This is a genomic window from Microbacterium sp. Leaf161, assembly GCF_001423645.1.
In the GTDB taxonomy this organism is placed as follows: Bacteria; Actinomycetota; Actinomycetes; order Actinomycetales; family Microbacteriaceae; genus Microbacterium; species Microbacterium forte.
Map to the genome: position 1 here is coordinate 1,011,863 of NZ_LMOW01000001.1, position 25,621 is coordinate 1,037,483.

Sequence of the window (25,621 nt, forward strand, 5' to 3'; positions counted from 1 at the left end):
TTCGATCTCGGGGTATCACTTCGATCTCAGGGGATCACTTCGACAGGATGAACGACACCTCGGTGGTGTTCCCGGCGACGTCGACGACCTGCAGCGTGTTCGCGCCAGTGACAGCGCCGAAGGCGCCCGACTTCACGAAGTTCAGGTCGCTCCACTCGTTGTCTGTGAGATCCTTCTCGACGCCGTTGACGTAGAGCCTGTCGATCTTGCCCTCGTCGTAGAGCGTGAAGCTGACCCGCTGATAGCCGCCCGCCGCATCGCCCTTCGTGAACCGCGCGCCCTCCTTGACCGTGACGGTCGGGGGCGTCGTGTCGCGGGGCGCCGCCCGATACTCGGTCGCCTCGCCCTTCAGCGCCTCGGTGATGCCCGAGAGATACGCCGACTGGTCGGTCGCGGTGAGGTTGTAGGCGACATAGACGCCGTAGCCGTCGGCGACAGTGCGGGTCGCGAAGTCCGCGGCGGTGGCCGCGCTCGTGTTCGCCAGGTCGATGGCCGCAGCCCCGAGCAGACCGCGGTCCTCGAGGCCGGGAACCACGGGGGCGTCGTAGGTCGGGTAGTAGGGGTTCCAGGCGTAGTCGAGCACGCTCGCCGCGTCGAACAGCGTGAAGTCGGTCGTCGTATAGGTCGGGCCGATCGCATACAGACTGATGATCTTGTCGGGGCCGAGGCGGTCGCGCAGCGCGGTGGCCAGCCATCCGAACGACTCCGCATTGGGCTGCGGGGTGCCATTGGCGCCGTAGTTCGTCCACTCGTCGTCGAAGTCGATGCCGTCGAGCCCATAGGTCGTCACGGCGTCGGCGAGCTGAGCGGCGAACGCATCGGCCTGCGCGAACGAGGTGAAGTTCGCGAAGCCGGCGCCCTGGTGGTTGCCGAGCACCGAGAGCAGCACCTTGGTGCCCTTCGCCTGCACAGGGCGGATCTGCGTCTCGGCATCGTCGAGCGTCTCGGTGACCCGCTCGTTGAAGTGCAGGTATGCCTTCTCACCGTCGTAGTTGATGTTCGCAGCGAAGATCATCGCCATGTCGATGGCTGCATCGCCGGACTCGGCGAGCGTGTAGTCGGCGACGTTGGCTAAATCGTTCGAGTTCACCTCGACATAGACGGCGAGCTTCGGGTCGACCGGCTCAGCACTCTCGGCGGCAGCCCCCAGTGAACCGGTGAGAATGCCTGCAGCAGCGGTCGCGAGCACCCCCAGCCCGGCGATGCTCTTTCGCAATCGGTGATTCCTGACGTTCTGACTCATGACGGATCGTCTCCTTCGGCGTCGTTGTCGAATCCGGCCGCACCGTCGCGACCTGCGGCCGACTATAGCGCTTAAGTACGCCATGCGGAAGAAGTCCGGCCCGACGGCCGGGGGAGGGGGCGGATGCCGCAGCATCCGCCCCCTCCCCCGGCCGCCCTCCGGAGCTCACCCTCACCCAGCGGTCAGATCGTCACGTCTCCGACCAGGTTGACCTTGATGCCCATGCCCGCGAACATCGCGGCCTTGGCGACCAGCGCCTTGTCGGCCGTCTCAGCATCCGGCGCGTAGACGAGCTGAGCGTGATTGGCCTTGTGCCGCGCCATGAACTGATCGCGCGAGATGCCGTGCAGCACCACGTGCGCGATCGGCCACTCGGGGTTCGTCGCGTCCTTGCGGCGCTGGGTCTCCTCCGCCGGGAGCTCGACGACGGAGGCGCGGAAGATGTCGGCCTGCAGGATGCCGTCGGCGATGAACACGCGCGACAGCACGATCTCGCCGGGCTTCGAGACGCCGTTGATCGTCGCGCCGCCCGCCGGGAAGAACACGTGTCCTTGACGCCATCCTTCGGCGTTCTGCCAGCCGCCGAGGTGCGACGCGGGCACCGACCCCGAGATCTCGTAGACCCAGACGAACTGGCCGTCGTGATCTTCGCCCCAGCGCACGTCGTGCAGGGTGTTGTCGGGCACGAGTCCCATCGCGCGCCACACCCGATCGGTGACCAGCGCGTCGACCGCGACGCCCTCGTCGGCCTCGTTGAAGTGCGGGAACGCACGGCCCTCGTGCAGCACGCGCGAGCCGTCGCGCGAGGTGACCGGCGGGCGCTCGGTCGAGTTGAGAATCCCCTCGGCGAGATCCGATGCCGGAACCAGATCCTTCAGACCCTGCTGGTACTGGATGCCGACCGCGTCGAGGCCGAAGTCGTCGGCGATGCGGAGCGCAGCGATGTACATCTTCAGCTGCCACTGCACCTGCTCTCGGGTCAGTTCGGTCTCGGCATCCTCGCCGTACCGGAACGTCATGCCCGCATCGATCAGCCAGTCGTAGGCGGCATCCGCCTCGTCGTCGCCGACCTCGAGCATCTCGGCATACAGAGCCGACTGCGAGAGGCGCTCCTTGTAGATGCCGGTCTTGTTGAGCAGCTCGTCGTCGAAGATCGCGTTGTACATGCCCATGCAGCCCTCGTCGAAGACGCCGATGATGGCCTTCTCGGCGCGCAGCTCGGCGGCCAGCGCCTCGCCCAGCTGCTTCTCGGGGCTGTCGGGAAGTTCGGGCAGCGGGCGCACGTGCGACGCGTCGTGCGTGATCGAGCCGGTCTCGGTCCACTCCTCGATCCCGGCCCGGAACCAGTCGTCGGTGAAGTCGACCGACCAGATCGTGGCGTAGGGCTTGTCCATCTTGGTGAGGCCGGCGTTCAGGCCGAGGAGCCCGACGAGGCCGGGCCAGTCACCCGCGAAGTTCGCGACGGTGAGGATCGGACCCTCATGCGTGCGCAGACCTGCGAGCACGTGGTGCGAGTACTGCCACACCGCTTCGGCGACGATCAGCGGAGCATCCGTCGGGATGTTCTTGAAGACCTCGAGACCCATGCGCTGGCTCGAGATGAAGCCGTGGCCGGTCGCAGGGTCGACGTCGTTGGCGCGGACGACGGTCCACCCCAGGTCGTTGAAGACGCCGGTCACGCCTGCTTCGAGCTCGACCTGCACGGGCCAGCCGCCGGTGTTGGCGGCTTCACGCAGGTCACCCGAGGCGATCAGGTACGCGGTTTTCGGCGCGGACGCCGGTCGGGATGCCGGTGCCGGCAGGGTGTAGGTCATGACTCGCGTCCTCCTTGATCGCACGTGTTCTGCCACTGTATGTGAAATCGGTTTCAGACCGCAACCGGCCATCCGTTCTGCACCGTCGCCAACATCGCCGATTTGTGCACACCGAGTGTGAACTCCGGCATACAGCGCGGGACCCCGGTGACATCCTGAGTTCCGCGCCGAACAATGGAGGTATGGACTTGAGCGATCCGCAGGCCTGGACGATGATCGGCATCTTCGCGAGCGCGATGCTCGGCGGCATGACCCTGATGACGACACAGTTCAGCCGGGTGCTTCGCGCCGAGATCGGGGGCCTTCGCGGCGAGCTCGGCGGCGAGATCGTCGGCCTTCGCAGCGAGCTCGGCGGCGAGATCGGAGGGCTTCGCGGCGAGTTGCGCGGCGAGATCGACGTGCTGCGCACTGAGATGCGAGCCGGTTTCGAGGTGATGAACGTGCGGCTCGACTCCCTCGACACCCGACTCACTCGTGTCGAGGGCAAAGTCGACGACCTCGACACCGAGCTCACGCACCTCGCGACCCGGTTCTGGCGGTCTCAGTGAGGGACCGCGGGTGCTGTCAGCCCCTGGCCGTGGCGACGGCGCTGGCCGGCTGGATCTCGTTGCGCAGCACCACCGTGCGCGACGGCTGATCATCGCCGCCGATGCGCTCCAGCAGCATCCGCGCCGCCGTCACTCCCATGTGACGTGCGGGCAGCCGCACGACCGTCACGGCTGTGGGCGAGAGCGTCGTGAAGGGCAGCGAACCGATCACCGCCACGCCGACCTGCGGCGGGGTCAGGCCCTGCTCGGTCAGCACCTGGATCGCTCCGACGCCGATGAGGTTGTTGCCGGCCACCACGGCATCAGGCGGCTCGGGGAGTGCGAGCAGCTGCTCCATCGCCTCTCGCCCGCCGTCGACGCGGAACGTGGTGAACCGCTCGAGGTCGTCGAGGTCGAGATCCGGATGCGCTGCGCTCAGCGCCTGTCGCCAACCCGCGGCCCGTTCGGCCGCCGTGTCGATGTGCTCGGGACCGCCGATGTAGGCGATGCGCCGGTATCCGGCATCGATGAGGTCTTTCGCGGCCGAGGCGCCGGCCGCCCGGTTCGCCATGACGACGCCGTCGATGTCGTAGGTCGTGCTGCGGTCGACGGCGACGACCGGCCGCCCCGTCGCGAGGATGCCGCCGAGGTCGGAGCGCTCGTCGGCGGTTGCGATGATCACGCCGGACATGTGCTCGGAGATCGCGATCTGCAGATAGGTCGCCTCCTTCTCGAGCTGCGAGTCGGAATTGCAGAGCACGACCGAGTACCCGGCCTCCGAGGCGACGTCTTCGACACCTCGGGCCATCTCGGTGAAGTACGGGTTCTCGATGTCGGGGATCACGAGGCCGATGACCTCGGAGCTCTGCCGCCGCAGGGTGCGAGCGGTGCGGTTGGGGGTGAAGCGCAGCTGTTCGGCGGCTCGACGCACCGCCTCGACCTTCGACGCCGAGACGCTGGTGCCGTTGAACACGCGCGAGACGGTGGCCGGCGAGACCTGCGCGAGTCGAGCGACGTCGTAGATCGTGACCATCGGCACACTGTAACCGATTTCAATCCCGTCGGGGAGCTCGCGAGCGGGCGCACGAGGTCCGACGGTCAGTCGGCGAGCATCCGATCCCGCACCTGCCTGCGCAGCACCTTGCCGATGAGCGAACGAGGAAGATCATCGACCGCCGTGATGCGCTTGGGCACCTTGTAGGGGGTCAGCCGGGTGCGACAGAAGTCGCGCAGCGCGCCCGAGTCGAGTGTCGCACCCTCGCGGAGCACGACCGCGGCGGCGACCTCTTCGCCTCCGCTCGCTCTCGGAAGGCCGACCACGGCGGCGGCGGCCACGTCAGGGTGCGCCTCGAGCGCATCCTCGACCTCGCTGGGCGAGACGTTGAAGCCGCCGGTGATGATGAGCTCCTTGAGGCGGTCCACGATCGTCACGAAGCCGTCGGCAGAGACCTCGGCGATGTCGCCGGTGCGCAGCCAGCCGCCGGCGAGCAGCACGTCGGCGGTGTCGCTCGAGCGGCCCCAGTAGCCCTGGAACACCTGAGGTCCGCGGATGAGCAGCTCGCCCCGCTCGCCCACCGGCATGTCGACGTCGGTGTCGGCAGGATCGACGACGCGGATCTCCGTGCTCGGGAACGGCACGCCGACCGTGCCGGGGCGACGGCTGCGGCCCATCGGGTTTCCGAGTGCGACGGGCGAGCTCTCGGTCATGCCGTATCCCTCGACGAGCAGGCCGCCGGTCGTCTCCTCCCACCGCTGCACGGTCGCGACCGGCAGGCTCATCGCACCGGAGATCGCGAACCGGACCGTGGAGAGATCGATGGTCCCGCGTGACGCGGCACGCGCGAGCTGGTCGTAGATCGGCGGCACGGCAGGGAGGAAGGTCGGCGGACTCGTGCGCGCCGCCTTCGTGACGAGGCCGAGGTCGAAGGTCGGGAACAGCACGAGCTTCGCGCCGATGCTCATCGCGAACGTCAGGCACAGCGTCATCCCGTAGGCGTGGAACAGCGGCAGCACACCGTAGAACGTCTCCTTGCCGTCGACGAGTCCTGGCACCCATGCGCGACCCTGCATCGCGTTGGCGCGCAGGTTCGCGTGGGTGAGGATCGCGCCCTTCGGGTCGCCCGTCGTCCCACTCGTGTACTGCAGCAGCGCGATGTCGCCCAGCGAAGGGCCCTCGATGCGACGCGAGAGCGGACGATGGTCGACCAGCTTCTTCCAGGCCAGCGCGCGACGCGTCTTCGGGGTGGCTGTCAGCTTGGCCCTCGACGCCCGCGCCTTGGGGATGGGCAGCCGCAGGAGCATCCGCTGCGAGGCGGGCATCGCCTCGGTGAGGTCGACGCTCACGATGTGCTCGACCCGCAGGTCCGAGGGGAAGTCCGCGATCGTGTCGACCGTCTTGTCCCAGACGATCGCGACCTTCGCGCCGTGATCCTCGAACTGGTGCCGCAGCTCCCTCGCCGTGTAGAGCGGGTTGTGCTCGACCACGATGGCGCCGAGACGGAGTGCCGCATAAAAGGCCACGACATGCTGCGGGCAGTTGGGCAGCACCAGCGCGACGCGGTCGCCCTTGCGCACGCCCAGGCGCCGGAGCCCCTCGGCGGCGCGCGTGATCTGATCGCCGAGCTCGCGGTAGGTCGTCACCGCGCCGAAGAACTCGAGCGCCGGGCGACGCGCGAATGCGGAGACGCTGGCCGCCATCATCTCGGGCAGCGTCTGAGTCGGAGCCTCGATCTCCGCAGGAACGTCATCTGCGTAGGAGGCGAGCCACGGCCGGGATTCGTGCGGGTTGACGGACATGTCCTCCATCCTGCCCCGGTCGGCTGTGAGGCGCCCCCGCCCTGCCCCGGCGCACGCGTCTAGCGGTGCACCGCCACGACCCGCGCGACGGCCTCGCGCTCGGCATCCGTCGGCTCGGCGATCGCCATGCGGCAGTGCGTGTCGACGACGTCGAGCACGCGGTAGGCCTCCTTCATGCGCGCCATGTCGCCACCGATCAGCGACACGACGTCGTCGACGGCGGCCTGGGCTGCGGCGATCGCATCCGCATCGCCGGAGCGGCCGGCATCGGCCAACGCGCGGAACGGCTTGGGAGTGACGGAGGAGACCCCTGAGACGACACCCTGCGCACCCGAGCGCACCGCAGCGATCAGGTCGCGGTCGGCGCCGGTGTAGAGATCGAAGTCTGCCGGGACCGCAGCTCGGTAGGCGGCGATCTCGTCGAGAGACAGTTCGCTGACCTTCGCGCCCACGATGTTCGGCAGCGCGGCCAGGCGCGTGAGCAGCTCGACCGACACCGGATTGCCGCTGCGCGCCGGGTAGATGTAGACATAGAGCCGGCCGTCGCCGACCGCTGCCGACAGCGCTTCGAAATAGTCGAAGATCGACTGGTCGGTGGCCTTCAGATAGTAGGGGGTGAGGGCGGCGAACTCGGTCGCACCGAGGCCCTTCGCGATCTCGACCAGCCGCAGCGCCTCGAACGTGCTCGGCTGACCGACATGCACGACGACGCGCATGCGATCCTTCAGCTCGGCCAGCGCCGCCTCGACGATCGCGGCGAACTCGATCGCGTCGATCGCGGGGAATTCGCCCGTGGTGCCGAGGATGAACGCGCCCTCGTTGCCTGATTCGGCGACGAAGCGGAAGATCGCTCGCGATCCCTCGAGGTCGAGTGCACCGTCGCTGTGGAAGGCGGTCGGCACGGCGGTGAGGATGTCGTAGCGGGTCACTTCTCGTTCTCCTTGGAGTTCTTTCGGGTCTTTCGCGGGCGCCGCGCAGGAGCGTCGACGTTGCGGACGGTCGAGGTGAGCAGATCCGGGTCTGCGGCGAGTTCGCCGTGCGCCTTCTCGATCTGCTCGCGGCTCTCGGCGGGGAGGATCGACTCCGAGAGGGAGGCCCGCTCGGCGCGCGGGGTGCGGGCGGCTCGGATGGCCGGCATCACGATCGACAGCACGGCGAGCACGAGCAGCACGATCGCGATCGGGCTCACCACCTCGAAGAACGGACGCGTCGGCAGGATCGCCAGGGTGCGAGCGAGGTTCTCTTCGGCGAGCGGTCCCAGAAGAAGGCCGAGCACGATCGGGCCGGCAGGCACCTGCATCCGCTTGAGCAGCACCCCGATCACGCCGAAGACGAGCATGGTGACGACCGTCGAGAGACTGTTCGACGTCGCATAGGTGCCGATGATGCAGAAGATCAGGATGCCGCTCCACAGGTACGGCTGAGGCACATCGAGCAGCTTGACCATGCCCTTCATACGGACGAGGCTCAGCGCCAGCGAGAGCAGCGTCGCGACGAGCATGATGCCGACGATCGAGACGACCAGGTCGGGGCGGTTGGTGAACAGCGTGGGGCCGGGGGTGATGCCCCAGATGATCATCGATCCGATCATCACGGCCATCACCGAGTCGCCGGGGATGCCGAGGGCCATCGTGGTCGTGAGCGAACCGCCGAGCGTGGCGCTCGAGGCCGTGTCGGAGGCGGCGACGCCCTCGATCGACCCCTTGCCGAACATCTCGGGGTGCTTCGACGCCTTGCGCGCGCGCTCCCATCCGATGAGTCCGGCGATGTCGCCACCGGCCGCGGGGATGAGCCCGACACCGAGTCCGACAGCGCCGCCGACGGCAGTGGCGCGTCCGCTCTGCTTCAGCTCGGCCCTGTTCGGCCACCAGCGGCCGAGGCTCGAGATGGGCCGCACGTTCGACTTGCGGTAGGTGAGCAGCTGGTCGAACAGCTCGGCGATGCCGAAGAGCCCGATGATCACCGCGATGAAGTTGACGCCTTCGACGAGTTCGAGCACGCCGAAGGTGAAGCGCTGATCGGCCGTCGCCGCGTACGTGCCGACGGTGCCGAGCATGAGCCCGAAGAGTCCGGCCAGGATGCCCTTGAGCATCGACTTCGACGAGATGCCGATCATGATCGAGATGCCGAAGACGACCAGGGCGAAGAGCTCGGGCGACTTGAAGTAGTCGCGGGCGAAGCTGGCGATCGGCACGGCTGCGACAGCGAACAGCACCAGCGAGGCGAGGATGCCGACGGCCGAGACGATCGCCGAGATCGTGAGGGCGAGACCGGCGCGGCCCTGCTTCGCCATCGGATAGCCGTCGAGGGTCGTGGCGATCGAGGCGGGCGTGCCCGGGGTGTTGATGAGGATCGACGGCACCCGGTCACCGAAGTTCGCGGCCACGTAGATCGTCAGCAGCACGGCGAGACCCTGGACGGGCTCGAGCGTGAGCGTGAATCCGGCCGCGAGCGCGACCGCCATGGTCGCGGTGATGCCGGGGAAGGCTCCGACCATGAAGCCGAGCAGCAGCCCGACGAGCATGTAGAGCAGGATCGAGATGTCGAGGAGCGAGTTCAGCCCCTCCATGAGCGCGTTCACAGGGGGATCCTCAGGAGCATGCCGAACACGACGTAGACGAACGCGGTGACGGAGGCGGAGTAGATGATCAGGCTCAGCCAGCGGCGGTGGCCGTAGAGGAGCATGAGAGCGGCCATCAGCACGGCGGCGGCCACCGGGAAGACCTCGATGCGGTACCCGAACAGGATGACGGTGCCCAGCGACCACACCGCGATGAACGCTCCGGTGATCGCGAGGGTGGCGACGACCCTGACCACACCGCCGGGCTGGATGCGGTCGAGATCCTCGCGCCCCGGCGCGGGCCGGGTGACGGCGAGCGCCAGGATCGCGAGCGAGATGACGACCGCCGTGACGGCGATGACCATCGGCCAGAAGCGCGCGTCGATCTGCCCCGGGAGCGCTTCGCGGCGCAGCGGGATCTGCGTCGTGAGGAAGAGATACCCGGCGCTGAAGGCCAGGGCGACGGCCCCGAAGACGATCTCGAGCGGTCTGGACGCGGGTGCGCCCTGGTGTTCGTCCTGCTCGACCGCGGATGTGGCATCGGCGTGGGACATGGTGCTCCTTCCCTGGTCTGACGTCGGCGACTGGCTGCGGGGCCGGCGTGGCGGCCGGCCCCGCAGTCCGGGCCGGTCAGCCCAGGAGGTCCTTGAAGAGGTCGAACTGCTCGTCGACGAACGTCGTCCACTCGGCGGAGTCGCGGTAGACCACGAGATTGCCGGCGTCCTTCTGGAACTGCTGGTAGGTGTCGGACTCGACGGCCTCCTTGACGGCTGCCTCGAGCTCGGTCTTCACGTCGTCCGGCAGACCCTTCGGGGCGTAGATGCCGCCCCACCCGCCGAAGACCACGTCTTCGCCGATGGCCTCGTCGGCCGTCGGCACGTCTTCCGCATCGGGGTGACGCTCATCGTTCAGGACGGCGAGGATGCGCACGGCTTCGCCCTGTGCGAGAGCCTCGCCGAGGCCCGACACCGCGGCGACGGTCTCACCGGAGGCCGCGGCCGCCACGGCGGTGGCTCCACCGTCATAGGGCACCGGGGTGAAGTCGGCGCCGGTCGCGTCGCCGAGGCCGATCGTCGCGGCCTCCCAGATCGAGCCGGCTCCGGAGTTGGCGACGGTCACCGCGCCGGACTCCGCCTGCGTGACGAGGTCTTCCAGCGTCTCGATCCCGCTGTTGGCGCCGACCGTGACGACGCCGGGAGCCAGCATGATCTGACCCAGGAGGTCGAAGTCCTCGGGCAGGACGTTCGCGCTCTGCGTGGTGTTGAGCATCGCGATCTCGACCGGGGCGAACCCGATGACGTAGCCGTCGGGGTCCTGCGCTCCGACGTACTCCATGGCGAGCGCACCTGCGGCACCCGGCATGTTCTCGGGGATCACGCTCACGCCGAGGATGCCCTCGAGTTCGGTCGCGAGGGCGCGGGACGACAGGTCGGATCCCCCACCGGGGTTGGCCTGGATGATCAGGCGGATGTCGTTCTCCGGAAAGGTCGACGCCGCTTCCTCCCCCTCTTCGACCTTCGTGCAGGCCGACAGGACGAGAGCGGTGGCGGCGACGGCCGCGAGGGCGGCGGCCGCCCGGGTGATGCGCTTGCGGGGCATCTTTGCTCCTCTACGTGGGTCGACCTTGTTGTCGACTCCCCGACCGTACCAGTGTTGACTGTTAACAGTCAACACTGTCACCCTGTGCCCCTCCCATGAGGCTCACTGTCCTCGCCGCCCTCCAAGATGCCAGTATGGGAGCAGCTACGAGGGAGGCGGAGCATGTTCGACGAGCTCAGAAGACAGCAGGCACTGGAGGAACTCGGGATTCTGGACACCCCCCGGGATGAACGAGTCGATCGCGTGGCCCGCCTGGCGAAGCAGATGTTCGGCGTGCCGATGGTGAGCGTCTCTCTGCTCGACGGCGACCGCCAGTGGCGCAAATCCGAGATCGGCCTCGGCGGCGACGAGGCCCCGCGGCAGGATTCGTTCTGCGACTACACGGTCGGCCAGGACCGCACGGTCGTGATCGAGGATGCCAGCGCGACGGAGACGTTCGCCACGAACCCGTTCGTTGTCGGTGACCCGCACCTCCGGTTCTACGCCGGCCACCCGCTCCACGCACCCGGCGGCGAGCCCGTCGGCACGCTGTGCGTGCTCGACACGGAACCGCACTCGTTCTCGGAGGCGCAGCGCGGCCTGCTCCGCGACCTCGCCTTCTGGGTGCAGAGCGAGATCGCCTCCGACGTCGAACTCGATCACGCCACCCTGATCCAGAGCGCCCTGCGCCCGCAGTCCATCCCCACGATCACCGGATACACGGTCGCGGGCGGCGGCGCCTCGCGCGGGCGCCTGGCGGGGGACTTCTACGACCTGCGCCTCCACGACGGGGCTCTGCGCATCACCCTCGCCGATGCGATGGGCAAGGGCACGGGACCCGCCATCGTCGCGGCCGGAGTGCGCGCATCGCTGCGCACGGCACCCGAACGCAGCATCGCCGAAGCGATCGCCGACGCCGACCGCCTTCTCGAGGAGGACCTCTCGGAGACGACGATGTTCGTCACGGCCGTCCATGCCGAGCTCCAGCCCGAGACCGGCGACCTGGAGGTGATCGATGCCGGTCACAGCCTGGCGTTCATCCTGCGCAGTGACGGCTCGTGGGAGCACCTTCGTTCGACCGGGCTGCCACTCGGAATGGGCGCCGCACTGCCCGACCAGGGCGCTCGGGAGTCGCGGCGCACCCGCCTCGAACCCGGTGACGCGTTCGTCTGCTGCAGCGACGGGCTGCTGGACGTGCTCGACGCCGATGACCCGTTCGCCCACGTGGCCAGAGTGCTCGACACCCTCGGCCCCGACGGGGCGATCGGCGAGGCGCTCCGACTCATCTCGGACGACAGGGCGACCGACGACATCACCGTGGTCGTGGTGAGGCGCGACGCATGACAGCTCGCTTCGCCGCGATCCGGGTGATCGCTGTCCTCTCGGTGCTGCTGGGGGTGAACTACGTCGCCTGGCGGTGGCTGGAATCGGTCAACTGGTCGGCGTGGTGGATCGCCGTGCCTCTCGTGGTCGCCGAGACCTACAGCCTGATCGACACCTTCCTCTTCTGCCTGACGATGTGGCGAGCGAAAGAGCGCCCGGCGCCCGTCTCGCCACCCCAGGGCACGGTCGACGTGTTCATCACCACGTACGACGAGCCGATCGAGCTCGTGATGACGACGGCCCGCGCCGCACGGGGGATCGCCTACCCGCACACGACCTGGATCCTCGACGACGGGGCCCGCCCCGAACTCGAGCGGGCGGCTCGCGAGGCCGACATCGGCTACCTCACCCGCTCCGACGACTGGACGGGCAAGCCGCGCCACGCCAAGGCGGGCAACCTCAACAGCGCGCTGTTCGAGACCGACGGGGAATTCCTCCTCATCCTCGACGCCGACCAGATACCCGACCCGCTGATCCTGCACCGCACCCTGGGGTATTTCGCCGACGATCCCGAGGTCGCCGTGGTGCAGACCCCGCAGTGGTTCGTCAACGTCGACGAGGCCGACCCTCTCGGCAGCCAGGCTCCGCTGTTCTACGGCCCGATCCAGCAGGGCAAGGACGGCTGGAACGCGGCGTTCTTCTGCGGATCCAACGCGGTGCTCCGTCGTGACGCCCTGATGCAACTGGGCATCATCGGCTACGTGCGCGAGGTGACCGACACCGCGGCCCGCGCGCTGCGCACGTCGGAGACCCTGATCGAGAAGGAGATGCGCTCGGCATCCGATCCGGAACTCCGCCGCGAGCTCTTCGCGCTGCACGTGGCGATCGGCCGGGGTCGTCGCGATCTCGCCGGCGGCGCCCCCGTCAGGGAGGTCGCGGACGCCGTGCTCGCTGCGGTGCACAACGCGTCGGTGATCCTCGTCGCGAAGGACCTCGCGGGGATCCGAGCCGATCTCGCAGAGCTCGGCTCGCTGCCGATCGCACACGACGCGCAGCTCGATGCGATCGTGGTCGACGAGGTGGGACTCACCGCACTCGCCGACTCCGACCTCTCCCCCATCAACGCGCTGGATGCGGTCAGGGCACTGCTCGACGCGCTCCGGCTCGATCGAGGCGACGAGGCGCAGCCGATCCTCCCCCTCGCCACGATCTCGGTGACCGAGGACATGGCCACGGCCATGCAGCTGCACTCGCTCGGCTGGCGCAGCGTCTATCACCACGAGATCCTCGCCAAGGGCCTCGCCCCCGAGGATCTGCGCACGATGCTGACGCAGCGACTGCGCTGGGCGCAGGGCACCTTGCAGGTCATGCTGCGCGACAACCCGCTCGCCAAGCGCGGGCTGTCGATCGGCCAGCGACTGATGTACTTCGCCACGATGTGGAGCTACCTGTCCGGGTTCGCCGCTGTGGTCTACCTCACGGCGCCGGTCTTCTACCTCGTCTTCGGCGTGCTGCCGGTCACCGCCTGGTCGGTCGACTTCTTCGTGAGGTTCCTCCCGTACTTCCTCGTCAACCAGGTGCTGTTCCTCGTGGTGGCCAAGGGGCTGCGAACGTGGAGGGGGCAGCAGTACTCGCTCGCGCTGTTCCCTGTCTGGATCCGCGCCTGCTGGTCGGCGTTCGCCAACGTCGTGCTCCACCGCCCGCTCACATTCGCCGTGACGCGCAAGGACGGACGGGATCCACGAGGGGTGCCGTGGCGGGAGATCTGGCCGCAGCTGACGGCGATGGTCGTGCTCGGCATCGCTCTCGTGATCGGTGTGACCCGGGTCATCATCGGCACCGGCGACGGGACGGGCACTCTCGTCAACACGGTATGGGTGCTGTACGACCTCGTCGTGCTCAGCGTCATCATCCAAGCCGCCCGCTACCGCGGACCGGCCCGCACCCTCGAGGAGGAGAACCATGGATCTCAGAACTGACATCAGAGACGGCTTCGCCGTGATCGCCCTGTCCGGCCGCCTCACCGCGACAGGAGCGCCCCTGCTGCGCAAGGCGGTCAACGACCTCGTGGCCGGGGGCGATTCCCGGATCGTCATCGACATGACCGACCTGCAGTTCGTCGACTCCTCTGGTCTCGGCGCTCTCGTCGGCGGACTGAAGAGCGCCAGGGTCGCGGGCGGCGATCTGCGCATCGCGGCAGTGCCCGAGGCGGTTCGGACGGTGCTGCACCTGACCAACCTCGACCGCGTCCTGCTCGACCACCCCACGCCCGAGACGGCGTTCGATGGGCGCTGACCGGAGCACCGCGCACGTCGCCGGCCTCGCAGGGCCCGCCTTCGTCGAGCATGTCCTCGACGCACTCGACGCGCTGTGGGAGGCATCTCCGCACGTGACCCCGGAAGACCGCACGCTGTTCGCGCTGGCGGTCAGCGAGGTGTCGACGAACATCGCCGCGCACGGCGAGGCCGAGGGCGAGCCGGATGCAGGCATCACCGTCGAGGTCGACATCGCGGTGGCCGCCGATGAACTCGTCGCCACCTTCGTCGACACGGCCGATCCGGCCAGGATCGACTGGGATGCCGTGACGATGCCCGGCGTCGACAGCGAGAGCGGACGCGGTCTGGCCCTCACGACGGCTGTGCTCGACGACTTCGAGCACAGCGGCGATGCGACCGGCAACACGTGGGTGCTCCGACGCCGTCTCGCACCTCTCGCCTGAGCCCGGTGCCGGGCGGAACCGCGCGGCAGGCGCTGTCAGGCAGGTCGGTCGGCCAGCTCGCTGAGCATCCGGTCGCGCGCGCCGTCGAGGTGCGCGGTGAGCACCGACGCCGCCTCCTCGGGCGTGCCTGAGCGCATCACGTCCATGAGCTTCATGTGGTCGTCGGATGACTCGTGGAGGTCGTCGTCGTGGTTGATGGTCACCTCGAGGAGCGACGCGAAGGTCGGCAGGTACTGACTCCACGCTCCCTGCAGACGCGGATGGTCGGCGAGGACGTAGATCTCGGAGTGGAACTCGAGGTCGGCGGCGACGAACGCCGCATGGTCGCCCGCGTCGGCGGCCTGACTCATCCGGTCGACGGCGGCTGCCATCGCCGCCCACCGCGCATCGTCGTCGACTCTCATGGCGCGCGAGAGCGCGAGCTGCTCGAGGGCGCCGCGCAGGCTGTAGAGCTGGTCGACGTCGTCCTGGGAGAGACCGGTGATGTACACCCCGCGCGGACGCTGCACCTCGACGAGCTTCTCGAAGCTGAGCTGGGTGAGGGCGTCGCGGATCGGCCCGCGGCTCACCGAGAACTCCTCGGCGAGCGCCTCCTCGGTGATGCGCGCGCCGGGCGAGAGCTCGCCTCGGACGATGCGCTGACGCAGGACCTGCGCCACCTGTGCGCCGAGGGATTCTCCGCGCTTGACGGTCTGTGTCACGGTGACCTCCTGTTAACTGTTGACAGGATACACACCGGCAGAGGGGGCGTCCCGTGGAACGCCCCCTCGTCTCGTCAGCTGAGCCAGGCGGGAACCCGGCCGCGCAGGAAGGCGCCGTCGAGCGAGAAGCGCCCAGCGCCCATGAGCGCGAGAGCCAGCGCGGCTGCACCGAGCACGGCGACGAACTCGTATCCGCCTTCACCGACCCAGAGTCCCGCGGCGAGGTGCACCAGGACCAGCGCCACGACCATGTCGATCGCGAGCAGGATGCCGGCCAGGCGGGTGAAGAGGCCGAGGACCAGCAGGATTCCGCCGATCAGCTCGACGAAGGCGACGAACGGTGCCGCGATCTCGGGCAGGGGAACCCCCATGCCCGCGAAGCTGCCGATCGTGCCGGGGATCGTGTATACGAAGATCTTCTGCGCCCCGTGAGCGGCGAAGACGGCGCCGACCACGATGCGCAGGACGAGGAGTCCCAGCGAGGCGGCGGCGGAGGGGGCGGTGGTGTTCGTCATGAGGAGGTGTTCCTTCGTGGCAGGACACCGCGCGCCAGGCGCGGAGCAGGGGCTATCCCTCCTTCCACGCTATTCAGACGAGTTTTCCGTCTCCTGTGCGCAGCTCGTCGCAGCCCCGCTCGCCGCGCCTTCCGTAGACTCGCCGGATGGGAGATGCGCCGTCTGGACGACGATGCGCACAGCCGGAAAGGGGCACGAGGCGAGAGTGAGGGCACGATCGGCGTTCGGCGTGCTGCGCTTGGCCACGGCCGCAGTGTGCACCGTCGCGCTCGTGCACCGGCTGTTCTGGGGCCTGAGCTCCCGATCGATCGCGGGAGAGAACTTCTTCGCGTACCTGACGGTCCAGTCCAATTGCGCGCTCGTGGTCGTGCTGCTGATCGGTGCGGTGCTCGCCTTCATCCGGGCGACGGATCCTCGCTGGTTCACGGTCGCGCTGGCGCTCGTGCTCACCTGGACGATCACGGCAGGACTCGCCTTCGCGCTGATCGTCTGGCAGGCGGGACTCCGCGGCATCCGCGTCGACGTGCCATGGTCTGATCAGGTGCTGCATTTCTGGCTGCCCGCGTGCACCGCCCTCGCCTGGGTGCTCACACCGGGGCACCGCGGCGTGCCCTGGTGGGTGGTGCCGACGGCGCTCACCTTCCCGCTCGCGTGGGGCGGTGTCACGATGTGGCGCGGGCCGTCTGTGGGGTGGTACCCGTATTACTTCCTCGACCCCCGACAGGTATCAGGGCCTCCCGAGTTCCTGCTCACCAGCGGGGTGGCGCTGGCGATCTTCGCGCTCGTCGCGACGTTCATCGTGCTCGTCAGCCGGATGCGGCGACGCGGCCAGGAGCGCCCGGAGGTCTGACCCCGCTGCAGCCGGTGCGAGTCAGGTCGGTGCGAGTCAGGTCGGTGCGAGTCAGGCCGGTGCGAGTCAGCCCGGTGCGAGTCAGGCTCGGAAGAGTCAGGCCGGTGCCGTGAGGAACGGTGCGAGCGAGGCGATCGCCGCCTCGAGCGCCTTCTGCTCGCTCATCTCGGCGAACGTGGCTGCTGCTTCTCCGCCGACGATGCCCACCACGACGTTCTCGCCCGTGACCGGTGCGAGGTTGATCCAGGTGCGGATCAGCGCATCGCCGCCGACGACGTGCCAGAGCGTCGCAGCGGACTCGGCGTCAGCACCCTCTTGGGCGTCGCCTTCAGCGTCGCCTTCGGGCTCGGGTGCCGACACGATCAGAGGATCGTCGAAGCGCAGCCAGACCGTCTCGATGAGTCCCATCCCGAGCTCGGCGATGGCACCGCGATGACCGAAGGGCAGCGCCGGAGCGAACTCCACGCCCTCGCCCTTCAGCACTCCGAGCGGCACCGTGATCAGGACTCGGTCGAACGACAGCGACTCCCCCGAGGCGATGCCGAGGCTGACGCCGGCGTCGTCGTAGGCCACGCGACTGACGGGCGATGAGAGGCTCAACTTCGCGCCCTCGAGAAGCTCGTCGATGGCCGGGGTCAGGTCGCCGAGAGGTGCCACCAGCTGGTCGGTGGGAAGCCGAGGGGGGAACCAGGTCGACTCGTCGGAGGCATCGGCCCCCGATGCGGCCGCGATCGAAGCGAGCAGCGCCGCGAGTCCCGGCTCGTCAGGATCAGCGCCCGCTGCCGTCAGCGCATCCTCGAGAGACGAGTCGGTCGGCCCCTGCTGGGCGGTGGCGATCGCCGCCTGCACCGGTTCGATCGGCACCGGCTCGACGTCTCCGTCAGTCGACCGCCACAGCGAACCCGAGATCGGAGCCGTCCGGATGTCGCGGGCGTTGAGAGTCTCGAGCAGGACGTCGTCGGACGAGCCGAGCAGCCAGCCGCCCAGTTGCGCGGGGAAGGGCCAGGCCGTGTCGTCGACCACCGAGTGCACGCGTCCGCCGATGCGGTCACGCGCCTCGAACACCGTGACCTGCAGCCCCTCGGCGACGAGTCGGGCAGCGGCGGCGGCACCGGCGAGACCTGCGCCGACGATCGCCACGCGCTCACCGCTGTCGGCGGCGCGAACGAGCTCGTCGGCGGCTCGATCACCGGATCGGAGCGCGGCGGCGATCGTGCCCGGCGCCTCGACGTCGGTCGCTTCGCCCGAGAAGAAGAGCCGGTCGTCGATCGGCTCGGCCAGCGCCTCGCGGGCCCTCGCCTGGGTGCCGACCGGAGTGAAGCTCGCAGCGCCGAGCGCGAACGGGTCGGTCGTCCACGAGCTGCGGGCGAACGCGGCGGGGGTGATCGCACCCGCGGTCGGCTTCGGAGTGGGCGAGCGATCGGGCGTGGGCGACGGCGCCGGCTCGGGCGTGCAGGAGGCCAGCAGGACTCCCAGGACACCGGCTCCGGCGCCCATCAGCAGTGTGCGACGCGTCATCCTCATCGTGTCGCAACGATACCGCGCGCGGGTGGCCGACGTGTGCGAGGAGCCCTCCTGCACAGACTCGCCTGCCGCTCGATCCGCCCCCACGCCTGCGGGATCATCGCGGTCGGGCCTCGTCCGATCACGCAACACTGCCATTCTGGCGCGACGTTCACAGGATGGAGTCATGACGATGAACGAACCTCAGATCTGGACACTCATCGCGGTGTTCTCCGCGACGATGCTGGGGGTCGTGACGGTCATGACCACGCAGTTCAGCAGAGTCATCCGGGCTGAGATCGGCCGTCTCGACGGCAGGCTCACCGGACAGATCAGCGGGCTCGAAGGAATGCTCACCGGAAAGATCGAGGCACTCGACCATCGACTCAGCGGCAAGATCGAGGCACTCGACCATCGACTCAGCGGACAGATCGAAGCACTCGACCACCGGCTCAGCGGACAGATCGAAGCGCTCGACCACCGACTCAGCGGACAGATCGAGTCGCTCGAGTGGCGACTCAACGGCAGAATCGACGCTCTCGACTCGAAACTGACCGCGCGCATCGACACGCTCGACAAAGAGGTGGCCGACATCGCAACCCGATTCTTCGGTGCCGCCTAGCAGTCGTGCAGTTCGCCGACTATCAGCTGCGGCCGCTGCCCGGGTGCCAGAGCACGACCTCGGCCGAGCGGCGGATGCGGCGGCCACTGGGCACCGGAATGACGCCGGCGGATCCCGCGGCGAACACGCGCATGCCCGGACGGTTGTCGCGCTCGGCACGCAGCGCGGCGTCGAGTTCGGCCACGCGGCTGCGCAGCATCCGGTTCTCGTCTTCGAGGTCGAGGACACGCGCGATCGCCGGAAGACTCATGCCCTCGGATGACAGCTGGGCGACCTCGCGGAGTTGTTCGATGTTGCGGGTCGAATAGCGACGAGAGCCGCCGGAGGTGCGACCGGGCACCACGAGCCCGATGCGGTCGTACTGCCGCAGCGTCTGCGGGTGGAGACCCGAGAGCTGGGCAGCAGCGGCGATCGCGAACACCGGGGTGTCGGAATCCATGCGCTGGTCAGCCACAGTGGATCACCTCCTCCTCGGTGTTCGCGTTCGTCATGATCTTCTAGCGCCGTGCCTTCGCCATGAGGTCGGCACGCGGGTTCTCCGCCGGCTCCAGCGACTGGAACTTCTCCAGAGCCTCCCGAGCAGCCTCGTCGAGGTGAGACGGCACTGCGATCTGCAGCTCGGCGAGCAGGTCGCCCGTGCCCTTCGAGGTGGCGACGCCGCGACCCTTGACGCGCAGGACGCGTCCGGACGGCGTGCCGGGTGCGACACGGAGCTTGACCGTGTCGCCGCTGAGCGTCGGAACCTCGATCGTCGCGCCGAGTGCCGCCTCGGTGAAGGTCACCGGCACGACCACGCGCAGGTTCAGCCCCTCGCGGGTGAACACCGGATGCGGTCGCACCGCGATCTGCACCACGACGTCGCCGTTCTCCCCGCCATCGGGCGAGGGACGACCACGCCCGCGGAGTCTGATCTTCTGCCCGTCGGCGACACCGGCGGGGATCTTCACCTTGAACGGCTTGCCGTCGTCCCCCTGCAGGCTGATGGTCTCACCCTGCACGGCGGTGGCGAAGTCGAGCGTGGTGCGCGCCGTGACATCGGCGCCCTTCTGGGGGCCGCCGAAGCCGCGGTATCCGCCGGAGGTCTGGCCGAATCGACCGGAGCCGAACGCGCCGCCCTGACCCTGATTGAACATCGCGAAGATGTCCTCGAAGTCGGCGGACTGCTGCTGCCCGCGCCCCTGCTGCCCGAACCGGCTGAAGACGTCTTCGAAGCCGCCTGCGCCCGCACCGCCCGCCGTGAAGCGTGCGCCCGAGCCCATGGCGCGGATCTCGTCGTACTCCTTGCGCTGCTCGGGATCCGAGAGCACCGAGTACGCCTCGCTGATCTCTTTGAACTTCGCCTCGGCCTTCTCGTCACCCTGATTGGAGTCGGGGTGGTACTTGCGAGCGAGCTTGCGGTAGGTCTTCTTGAGATCAGCGTCGCTGACGTCCTTCGAGACCCCGAGGATCTTGTAGAAGTCCTTGTCGAACCAGTCCTGGCTAGCCATCGATCACCTACTCTGCGGGTACGGCGACGACGACCTTCGCGGGACGCAGCTCGACGTCACCGAGGCGGTAACCCACCTCGACGACCTCGAGCACCGTGGTCTTGTCGGCGCCCGGGGTGGGCTGCTGGAAGATCGCCTCGTGGCGCTGCGGGTCGAATTCCTCACCCTTCTCACCGTACGAGACGACACCGAGACGCTCGACGACCGTGCGCACCTTGCCGGCGATCACGGCGAAGGGCGTGCCTTCGACCAGATCACCGTGCTGAGCGGCGCGATCGAGGTCGTCGAGCACGGGGATGAGGCCCTTGGCGGCCTCGCCCTTCGCGCGCTCGATCTCGACCTGACGCTGCTCTTCGGTGCGTCGGCGGTAGTTGGCGTACTCGGCCTGGAGCCGCTTGAGGTCGTTCAGCAGCGCGTTCTCGGCATCGGCGATCGCGGCATCCCCCGCAGCGGCCTCAGCCGTCTGGTCGGCGTTCAGGATGTCGTCGATCGTGAAGTCCGCGTCGTCAGAGCCCTCCGCAGCCCGGGCCTCATCAGAGTCCGGGTTGTGCGGCGCGGGGCCGGATGCCTGAGCATCCGACCCCTCGCTGTGACCTTCGGCGGGCTCAGGAACCTGATTGTCGTCGAAGTTCTTGTCAGTCATGATTACTTCTTCTCGTCCTCGTCGTCGACGACCTCGGCGTCGATGACGTCCTCGTCGGAGGAGCTGTCATCGGCCGGAGCCTCGCCCGCGGCGTCGGCGCTCGGGGCGCCCTCTGCCTGGGACTGTGCGTAGATGGCCTCGCCGATCTTGCCCTGCGACTGGTTCAGCTTGTCGAACGCGGTCTTCACGGCCTCGTCGTCTTCGCCGGCCAGAGCCGTCTTGAGAGCGTCGACGTCGGCCTTGACCTCGGTCTTCACGTCCTCGGGCAGCTTGTCGTCGTTCTCGGTGATCAGCTTCTCGATCGAGTACGCGAGCGTCTCGGCCTGGTTGCGGACCTCGGCGGCCTCGCGGCGAGCCTTGTCCTCAGCCGCGTGCTCCTCGGCCTCGCGCACCATGCGCTCGATGTCCTCCTTCGACAGCGACGAGCCGCCGGAGATGACGATCGACTTCTCGGTGCCCGTGCCCTTGTCCTTGGCGGACACGTGCACGATGCCGTTGGCGTCGATGTCGAACGTGACCTCGATCTGCGGGATGCCACGGGGAGCCGGGGCGATTCCGGTGAGCTCGAACGTGCCCAGCGGCTTGTTGTCGCGGGTGAAGTCGCGCTCGCCCTGGAAGACCTGGATCGCGACGGACGGCTGGTTGTCGTCTGCCGTGGTGAAGGTCTCGCTGCGCTTGGTCGGGATGGCCGTGTTGCGCTCGATGAGCTTGGTCATCATGCCGCCCTTGGTCTCGATGCCGAGGCTGAGGGGGGTGACGTCGATGAGCAGAACGTCCTTGCGCTCGCCCTTGAGGACACCGGCCTGGAGGGCGGCGCCCACGGCGACGACCTCATCGGGGTTGACGCCCTTGTTGGCCTCCTTGCCGGTCTCGCGCTTGACGAGCTCGGCGACGGCGGGCATGCGGGTCGATCCACCCACGAGCACGATGTGGTCGATGTCGGCGACCTTGATGCCGGCTTCGCGGATGACGTCCTCGAACGGCTTCTTGGTGCGGTCGAGCAGGTCCTTCGTCAGGTCCTCGAACTTCGCGCGGGTGATGGTCTCGCTCAGCGACACCGGACCCGACTCGGTCAGCGACAGGTACGGGAGGTTGATGCTGGTGCTGGTCGAGGAGGAGAGCTCCTTCTTGGCCTGCTCCGCAGCCTCCTTGAGACGCTGCAGGGCGATCTTGTCACCCGAGACGTCGACGCCGGTGGTCTCCTTGAACTGCTTGATCAGGTGGTCGACGAGGCGCTGGTCCCAGTCGTCACCGCCGAGGCGGTTGTCACCCGCGGTGGAGCGCACCTGAATGGTCGAGAAGTCGTCGTCCTTGCCCACCTCGAGCAGGGAGACGTCGAACGTTCCGCCACCGAGGTCGAAGACCAGGATGAGCTCGTCTTCCTTGCCCTTGTCGAGTCCGTAGGCCAGAGCTGCGGCGGTGGGCTCGTTGATGATGCGCAGGACGTTGAGGCCCGCGATCTCACCGGCCTCCTTGGTCGCCTGACGCTCGGCGTCGTTGAAGTACGCGGGGACCGTGATGACGGCATCCGTCACCGTGTCACCCAGGTAGGACTCGGCGTCGCGCTTGAGCTTCTGGAGGATGCGCGCGGAGATCTCCTGCGGCGTCCACTTCTTGCCGTCGACGTCGAACGTCCAGTCGGTGCCCATGTGACGCTTGACGGATGCGATGGTGCGGTCGACGTTCGTGACGGCCTGGCGCTTCGCGGTCTCGCCGACGAGCACCTCGCCGTCCTTCGTGAATGCGACGACCGAGGGGGTGGTGCGGAAGCCCTCGGCATTGGCGATGACCTTCGGCTCGCCACCCTCGAGGACGCTGACGACGGAGTTCGTCGTACCGAGGTCGATTCCAACAGCACGTGCCATGTGATTCTCCTTAGTTGCTGAGGTTGATGTGGGTCTGGAAATCCGGGGCGATCAGGGAAACCTGAGTCGCGATGGCTCAACTGTACTCCGACCTCCGGACGCTGTCAAATAAAGTTGATACGAACCGGCTCAACTTTTGAATCGGACGCCTCGACCCCGCACATCCGCACCTGCGTCGAGGCGAGGTTCCCGAAACACCGCCGTCACACGGCTCACCTAGAGTCCCTGCATGAGCCGCCCCATCCTCCTCGCCGTGTCGCACGGCACCTCGGATGCCGAGGGAGCCCGCGCCATCGCCGACCTGGTGGGCGCCGTGGCCGCAGCGATGCCCGAGGTCGAGGTGCGCAGCGCCTTCGTCGACGTGCAGCAGCCCGATGCCGCCGATCTGCTGCCGACGATCGACGGGCCCGTCGTGATCGTGCCGCTGCTGCTCTCGCGCGGCTTCCACGTGCATCACGACCTGCACGGCATGGCCGCGAACAAGGCGGATGCCGTGGTCAGCGCCCCGATGGGCCCGGACCCCCGCCTCGCCGAAGTGCTCGCGGAACGTCTGGCCGAGACATCCGCGGAGACATCCGCAGAGACATCTCCAGAGACCGACGGACCTGTGGTCCTCGCGGTGGCCGGGTCCAGAGACCCCGCGTCGCTCACGGATGCCGAAGCCACGGCGTCCCTTCTCTCGCTGCGGCTCGGCAGAAGAGTCGAGCTCGCGTACCTCGCGGCGCGCGAGCCCGACCTGCCCCACGCGCTGCGCGAGCACCCCGACGCGGTCGTCTCGACATACCTGCTCGCCCGCGGCTTCTTCTTCGACCTCGCCCTGAGGCAGGCGCCGGGCCGACGCGTCACCGCTCCCCTGCTCGACGGCACGACCGTGCCACAGCCGCTGATCGATCTGATCGTCGCGCGATATGAGGAGGCCTCGGCGCAGTTGCAAGCCGCACTGACCCCCGAGCCCGCACAGTCATGACCCTCGGCACGGTCACCCTGGTCGGAGCAGGACCCGGCGATGCCGGCCTGCTGACCCTGCGGGGGCTGCGCGCCCTGCAGCAGGCCGATGTGATCGTGGCTGACCGCCTCGGAGCCCGCGCCGTGCTCGCACAGCTCGCCGACGAAGGAGTGCAGCTCGACGCCGAGGTCATCGACGTCGGCAAGCGCCCCGGTCATCACCCGGTGCCGCAGGACGGCATCAACGAGCTGCTTGTCTCGCTGGCCCAGCAGGGCCGTCGTGTGGTGCGGCTCAAGGGCGGCGACCCCTTCGTCTTCGGACGAGGGCGCGAGGAGCAGCTGTTCGTCGAAGCCGCCGGCATCGCGGTCGAGGTCATCCCGGGCGTCACGAGCGCAGTGGCGGTGCCGGGCCTCGCCGGGATCCCCCTGACCCAGCGCGGCATCGCTGAGACGTTCACCGTGGCCAGCGCCCATGACCAGATCGAGGCGCTCGGGGGCGGCCGCGACCACACCGTCGTGCTGCTGATGGGCGTGAACACGCTCGGGCATTCCGCGCATGTGCTCGCCGCCGGGTCGCGCGGCGCCGACTGCCCGGTGGCCATCATCGAAGACGGGTTCGGCGCCCGACAGCGGGTCACGGTCGGCACCCTCGGAACGATCGCGCACCTCTCCGCGGTTCGACAGGTGCGATCCCCCGCGGTCGTCGTGGTCGGTGACGTGGTCGCGCTCAGCCCGCACGCCGGGATCAGCCCGAGTTAGGCCACCCTCAGTCAAGAGGTGGCAGACTGTCGTCAGCGGACCGATTCTCGCCCGATGAGCGCGTCCGTCGGCGGCGCCGCCATGGTCGGCGCATCCGCGCCCGGTCACACGGCGGTCACCGCTCTTCTCCCGGGAGCGCGAATGACTGACACGGACACCTACGACGTGCTCGTGATCGGCGGTGGTCCCGCAGGACTCTCCGCCGCCCTCAACCTGGGCCGTTCGCTCATGCGCGTGCTGGTGGTCGACGCCGACCGCCCGCGCAACGCCGCCACGCTGAACTCGCACGGCTTCCTCACCCGTGACGGAGTGGCCCCGCACGAGCTGCGCCGCATGGCCCGCGACGAGCTCGCCGCGTACCCGAACATCGAGGTGCGCACGCGCGTCAGGGTGCTCGAACTCCGCAGATCGGCACCCACGGCGGATGCCGGGACGGATGCGGGAACAGGTTCGGGAACAGGTTCGGGAACAGACTCGGGAACGGATGCCGGTTTCACGGCATCCGTCGGCCGCAAGGACCCGACCGACGTGGTGACCGCTCGGAACGTGCTGCTCGCGACGGGCCTGCGCGAGACCCTTCCCGACGTTCCGAACCTGCGCGGCTTCTACGGCATCAGCCTGTTCAGCTGCGCGGCATGCGACGCGTGGGAGCTGCGCGGGCGACGACTCGCCCTCATCGGAGAGACGCCCGACCTCGCCGACCGCGCCCGTCTCATCTCGCGATGGACCGAGAGCCTCACCGTCTTCACCCTCGGCGCAGACACGGTCACGGCCGCGGAGGAGGCCGAGCTCGCCTCCACGGGGGTCGCTGTGCTGCGGCATCCGATCGCCGAGCTCGTCGGAGACCGCGGGCGCATCGAGGCGATCCGGCTGACAGACGGCACCGTCGTCGCGGTCGAGGGCGGTTTCGTGCGACCCGAGTGGCAGACCGATGTGTCATTCCTGCACGGGTTCGCCCCCGCCATCGACCACGACGGGCACCTCGTCACCGATCGGTCGGGCCGCACCGACATCCCGGGGCTCTATGCCGCCGGTGACGCGGCGATCCCCGGCCCCCAGCAGCTGATCGTCGCAGCCGGGGCGGGCGCGAGGGTCGCGTCGGTCATGGTGCACGATGCGGTCGGCATCGCCACGGCGCACTGAATCAGCCGGCATACCGGCGACTAGGCTG

General features: G+C 68.5%; 25 protein-coding genes. 10 read left to right on the forward strand and 15 right to left on the reverse strand.

Translation table 11 applies throughout. The annotated features are described in order from the left end of the window. Positions 1–34: 34 nt before the first annotated feature. On the reverse strand, positions 35–1,243 hold the full coding sequence (locus ASF87_RS17975) for an endo-beta-N-acetylglucosaminidase H (protein ID WP_235558866.1): 1,209 nt from the start codon (positions 1,241–1,243) through the stop codon (positions 35–37). Between the two features lie 182 nt (positions 1,244–1,425). After that, positions 1,426–3,057 carry a fucose isomerase gene (locus ASF87_RS04950; RefSeq protein WP_056374629.1) on the reverse strand — a complete coding sequence of 544 codons (1,632 nt, stop codon included), beginning with the start codon at positions 3,055–3,057 and terminating at the stop codon, positions 1,426–1,428. Positions 3,058–3,239: 182 nt separating this feature from the next. Here ASF87_RS04950 and ASF87_RS04955 point away from each other — a divergent pair, with 182 nt between their 5' ends. After that, positions 3,240–3,605, forward strand: coding sequence for a hypothetical protein (locus ASF87_RS04955; protein WP_042536822.1), 366 nt, complete (start codon positions 3,240–3,242; stop codon positions 3,603–3,605). Between the two features lie 16 nt (positions 3,606–3,621). Here the strand turns inward: ASF87_RS04955 and ASF87_RS04960 are convergent, their stop codons facing one another. The 6 genes from ASF87_RS04960 to ASF87_RS04985 form a co-directional block, all read right to left on the reverse strand. Then, positions 3,622–4,617 carry a LacI family DNA-binding transcriptional regulator gene (locus ASF87_RS04960; protein WP_056374631.1) on the reverse strand — a complete coding sequence of 332 codons (996 nt, stop codon included), beginning with the start codon at positions 4,615–4,617 and terminating at the stop codon, positions 3,622–3,624. A gap of 65 nt (positions 4,618–4,682) precedes the next feature. Further along, positions 4,683–6,380 carry a long-chain-fatty-acid--CoA ligase gene (locus tag ASF87_RS04965; protein WP_056374633.1) on the reverse strand — a complete coding sequence of 566 codons (1,698 nt, stop codon included), beginning with the start codon at positions 6,378–6,380 and terminating at the stop codon, positions 4,683–4,685. A 59-nt stretch (positions 6,381–6,439) separates the two neighbouring features. Continuing rightward, positions 6,440–7,309 carry a dihydrodipicolinate synthase family protein gene (locus ASF87_RS04970; RefSeq protein WP_056374636.1) on the reverse strand — a complete coding sequence of 290 codons (870 nt, stop codon included), beginning with the start codon at positions 7,307–7,309 and terminating at the stop codon, positions 6,440–6,442. Continuing rightward, complete coding sequence (locus ASF87_RS04975; protein ID WP_042536826.1) at positions 7,306–8,961, reverse strand: tripartite tricarboxylate transporter permease; 1,656 nt, start codon at positions 8,959–8,961, stop codon at positions 7,306–7,308. Before ASF87_RS04975 ends, ASF87_RS04970 begins: the two co-directional genes overlap by 4 nt. Further along, the gene (locus ASF87_RS04980; RefSeq protein ID WP_042536827.1) at positions 8,958–9,494 is read right to left on the reverse strand and encodes a tripartite tricarboxylate transporter TctB family protein; all 537 of its coding nucleotides are present in this window, start codon (positions 9,492–9,494) and stop codon (positions 8,958–8,960) included. Before ASF87_RS04980 ends, ASF87_RS04975 begins: the two co-directional genes overlap by 4 nt. Positions 9,495–9,570: 76 nt before the next feature. Further along, entirely contained in the window at positions 9,571–10,539 is a 969-nt protein-coding gene (locus ASF87_RS04985; RefSeq protein WP_042536828.1) for a tripartite tricarboxylate transporter substrate binding protein, read from the reverse strand. 162 nt (positions 10,540–10,701) lie between these two features. On the opposite strand from ASF87_RS04985, the gene ASF87_RS04990 reads away from it, so the two are divergent. Genes ASF87_RS04990 through ASF87_RS05005 form a run of 4 tightly spaced genes read left to right on the forward strand, consistent with a single transcriptional unit; the run spans position 10,702 to position 14,560 of the window. After that, on the forward strand, positions 10,702–11,862 hold the full coding sequence (locus ASF87_RS04990; protein ID WP_082508763.1) for a PP2C family protein-serine/threonine phosphatase: 1,161 nt from the start codon (positions 10,702–10,704) through the stop codon (positions 11,860–11,862). Beyond that, on the forward strand, positions 11,859–13,820 hold the full coding sequence (locus ASF87_RS04995; RefSeq protein ID WP_056374638.1) for a glycosyltransferase family 2 protein: 1,962 nt from the start codon (positions 11,859–11,861) through the stop codon (positions 13,818–13,820). The genes ASF87_RS04990 and ASF87_RS04995 overlap by 4 nt, the downstream gene beginning before the upstream one ends. Further along, complete coding sequence (locus tag ASF87_RS05000; protein WP_042536831.1) at positions 13,804–14,136, forward strand: STAS domain-containing protein; 333 nt, start codon at positions 13,804–13,806, stop codon at positions 14,134–14,136. The genes ASF87_RS04995 and ASF87_RS05000 overlap by 17 nt, the downstream gene beginning before the upstream one ends. Then, positions 14,126–14,560: an ATP-binding protein gene (locus ASF87_RS05005; protein ID WP_056374640.1), complete on the forward strand. Its 435-nt coding sequence runs from the start codon at positions 14,126–14,128 to the stop codon at positions 14,558–14,560. Before ASF87_RS05000 ends, ASF87_RS05005 begins: the two co-directional genes overlap by 11 nt. Before the next feature lie 35 nt (positions 14,561–14,595). Here the strand turns inward: ASF87_RS05005 and ASF87_RS05010 are convergent, their stop codons facing one another. Then, positions 14,596–15,261 (reverse strand): GntR family transcriptional regulator, encoded by a 666-nt coding sequence (locus ASF87_RS05010; RefSeq protein ID WP_056374642.1) that lies wholly within the window; start codon positions 15,259–15,261, stop codon positions 14,596–14,598. Between the two features lie 74 nt (positions 15,262–15,335). Next, the gene (locus tag ASF87_RS05015) at positions 15,336–15,776 is read right to left on the reverse strand and encodes a DoxX family protein (RefSeq protein ID WP_056374643.1); all 441 of its coding nucleotides are present in this window, start codon (positions 15,774–15,776) and stop codon (positions 15,336–15,338) included. Between the two features lie 205 nt (positions 15,777–15,981). On the opposite strand from ASF87_RS05015, the gene ASF87_RS05020 reads away from it, so the two are divergent. Further along, complete coding sequence (locus ASF87_RS05020; protein ID WP_056374645.1) at positions 15,982–16,626, forward strand: Pr6Pr family membrane protein; 645 nt, start codon at positions 15,982–15,984, stop codon at positions 16,624–16,626. A gap of 96 nt (positions 16,627–16,722) precedes the next feature. On the opposite strand, the gene ASF87_RS18120 is transcribed toward ASF87_RS05020, so the two are convergent. After that, entirely contained in the window at positions 16,723–18,144 is a 1,422-nt protein-coding gene (locus tag ASF87_RS18120) for an FAD-dependent oxidoreductase (protein ID WP_327037336.1), read from the reverse strand. Between the two features lie 172 nt (positions 18,145–18,316). On the opposite strand from ASF87_RS18120, the gene ASF87_RS17885 reads away from it, so the two are divergent. Beyond that, positions 18,317–18,751, forward strand: a complete 435-nt coding sequence (locus ASF87_RS17885) for a hypothetical protein (protein WP_056374647.1) — start codon at positions 18,317–18,319, stop codon at positions 18,749–18,751. A gap of 22 nt (positions 18,752–18,773) precedes the next feature. On the opposite strand, the gene ASF87_RS05035 is transcribed toward ASF87_RS17885, so the two are convergent. The 4 genes from ASF87_RS05035 to dnaK are packed head-to-tail and all read right to left on the reverse strand — an operon-like array spanning position 18,774 to position 22,746. After that, on the reverse strand, positions 18,774–19,205 hold the full coding sequence (locus ASF87_RS05035) for a heat shock protein transcriptional repressor HspR (RefSeq protein WP_056374649.1): 432 nt from the start codon (positions 19,203–19,205) through the stop codon (positions 18,774–18,776). A 43-nt stretch (positions 19,206–19,248) separates the two neighbouring features. After that, positions 19,249–20,238, reverse strand: coding sequence for a DnaJ C-terminal domain-containing protein (locus ASF87_RS05040; RefSeq protein ID WP_056374651.1), 990 nt, complete (start codon positions 20,236–20,238; stop codon positions 19,249–19,251). Between the two features lie 7 nt (positions 20,239–20,245). Beyond that, positions 20,246–20,881, reverse strand: a complete 636-nt coding sequence (locus ASF87_RS05045; protein ID WP_042536839.1) for a nucleotide exchange factor GrpE — start codon at positions 20,879–20,881, stop codon at positions 20,246–20,248. A gap of 2 nt (positions 20,882–20,883) precedes the next feature. Further along, the gene (dnaK, locus tag ASF87_RS05050) at positions 20,884–22,746 is read right to left on the reverse strand and encodes a molecular chaperone DnaK (protein WP_042536840.1); all 1,863 of its coding nucleotides are present in this window, start codon (positions 22,744–22,746) and stop codon (positions 20,884–20,886) included. Positions 22,747–22,975: 229 nt separating this feature from the next. Between dnaK and ASF87_RS05055 the strand changes: the two genes are divergently transcribed. The 3 genes from ASF87_RS05055 to ASF87_RS05065 all read left to right on the forward strand — a co-directional run bounded on the left by ASF87_RS05055 (position 22,976) and on the right by ASF87_RS05065 (position 25,593). Continuing rightward, positions 22,976–23,713: a sirohydrochlorin chelatase gene (locus tag ASF87_RS05055; RefSeq protein ID WP_056374653.1), complete on the forward strand. Its 738-nt coding sequence runs from the start codon at positions 22,976–22,978 to the stop codon at positions 23,711–23,713. Further along, a complete protein-coding gene (cobA, locus tag ASF87_RS05060) occupies positions 23,710–24,450 on the forward strand; it encodes a uroporphyrinogen-III C-methyltransferase (protein ID WP_056374655.1) in 741 nt (246 codons plus the stop codon). Before ASF87_RS05055 ends, cobA begins: the two co-directional genes overlap by 4 nt. Positions 24,451–24,591: 141 nt before the next feature. Continuing rightward, positions 24,592–25,593 (forward strand): NAD(P)/FAD-dependent oxidoreductase, encoded by a 1,002-nt coding sequence (locus tag ASF87_RS05065; protein ID WP_056376343.1) that lies wholly within the window; start codon positions 24,592–24,594, stop codon positions 25,591–25,593. Positions 25,594–25,621: the final 28 nt, after the last annotated feature.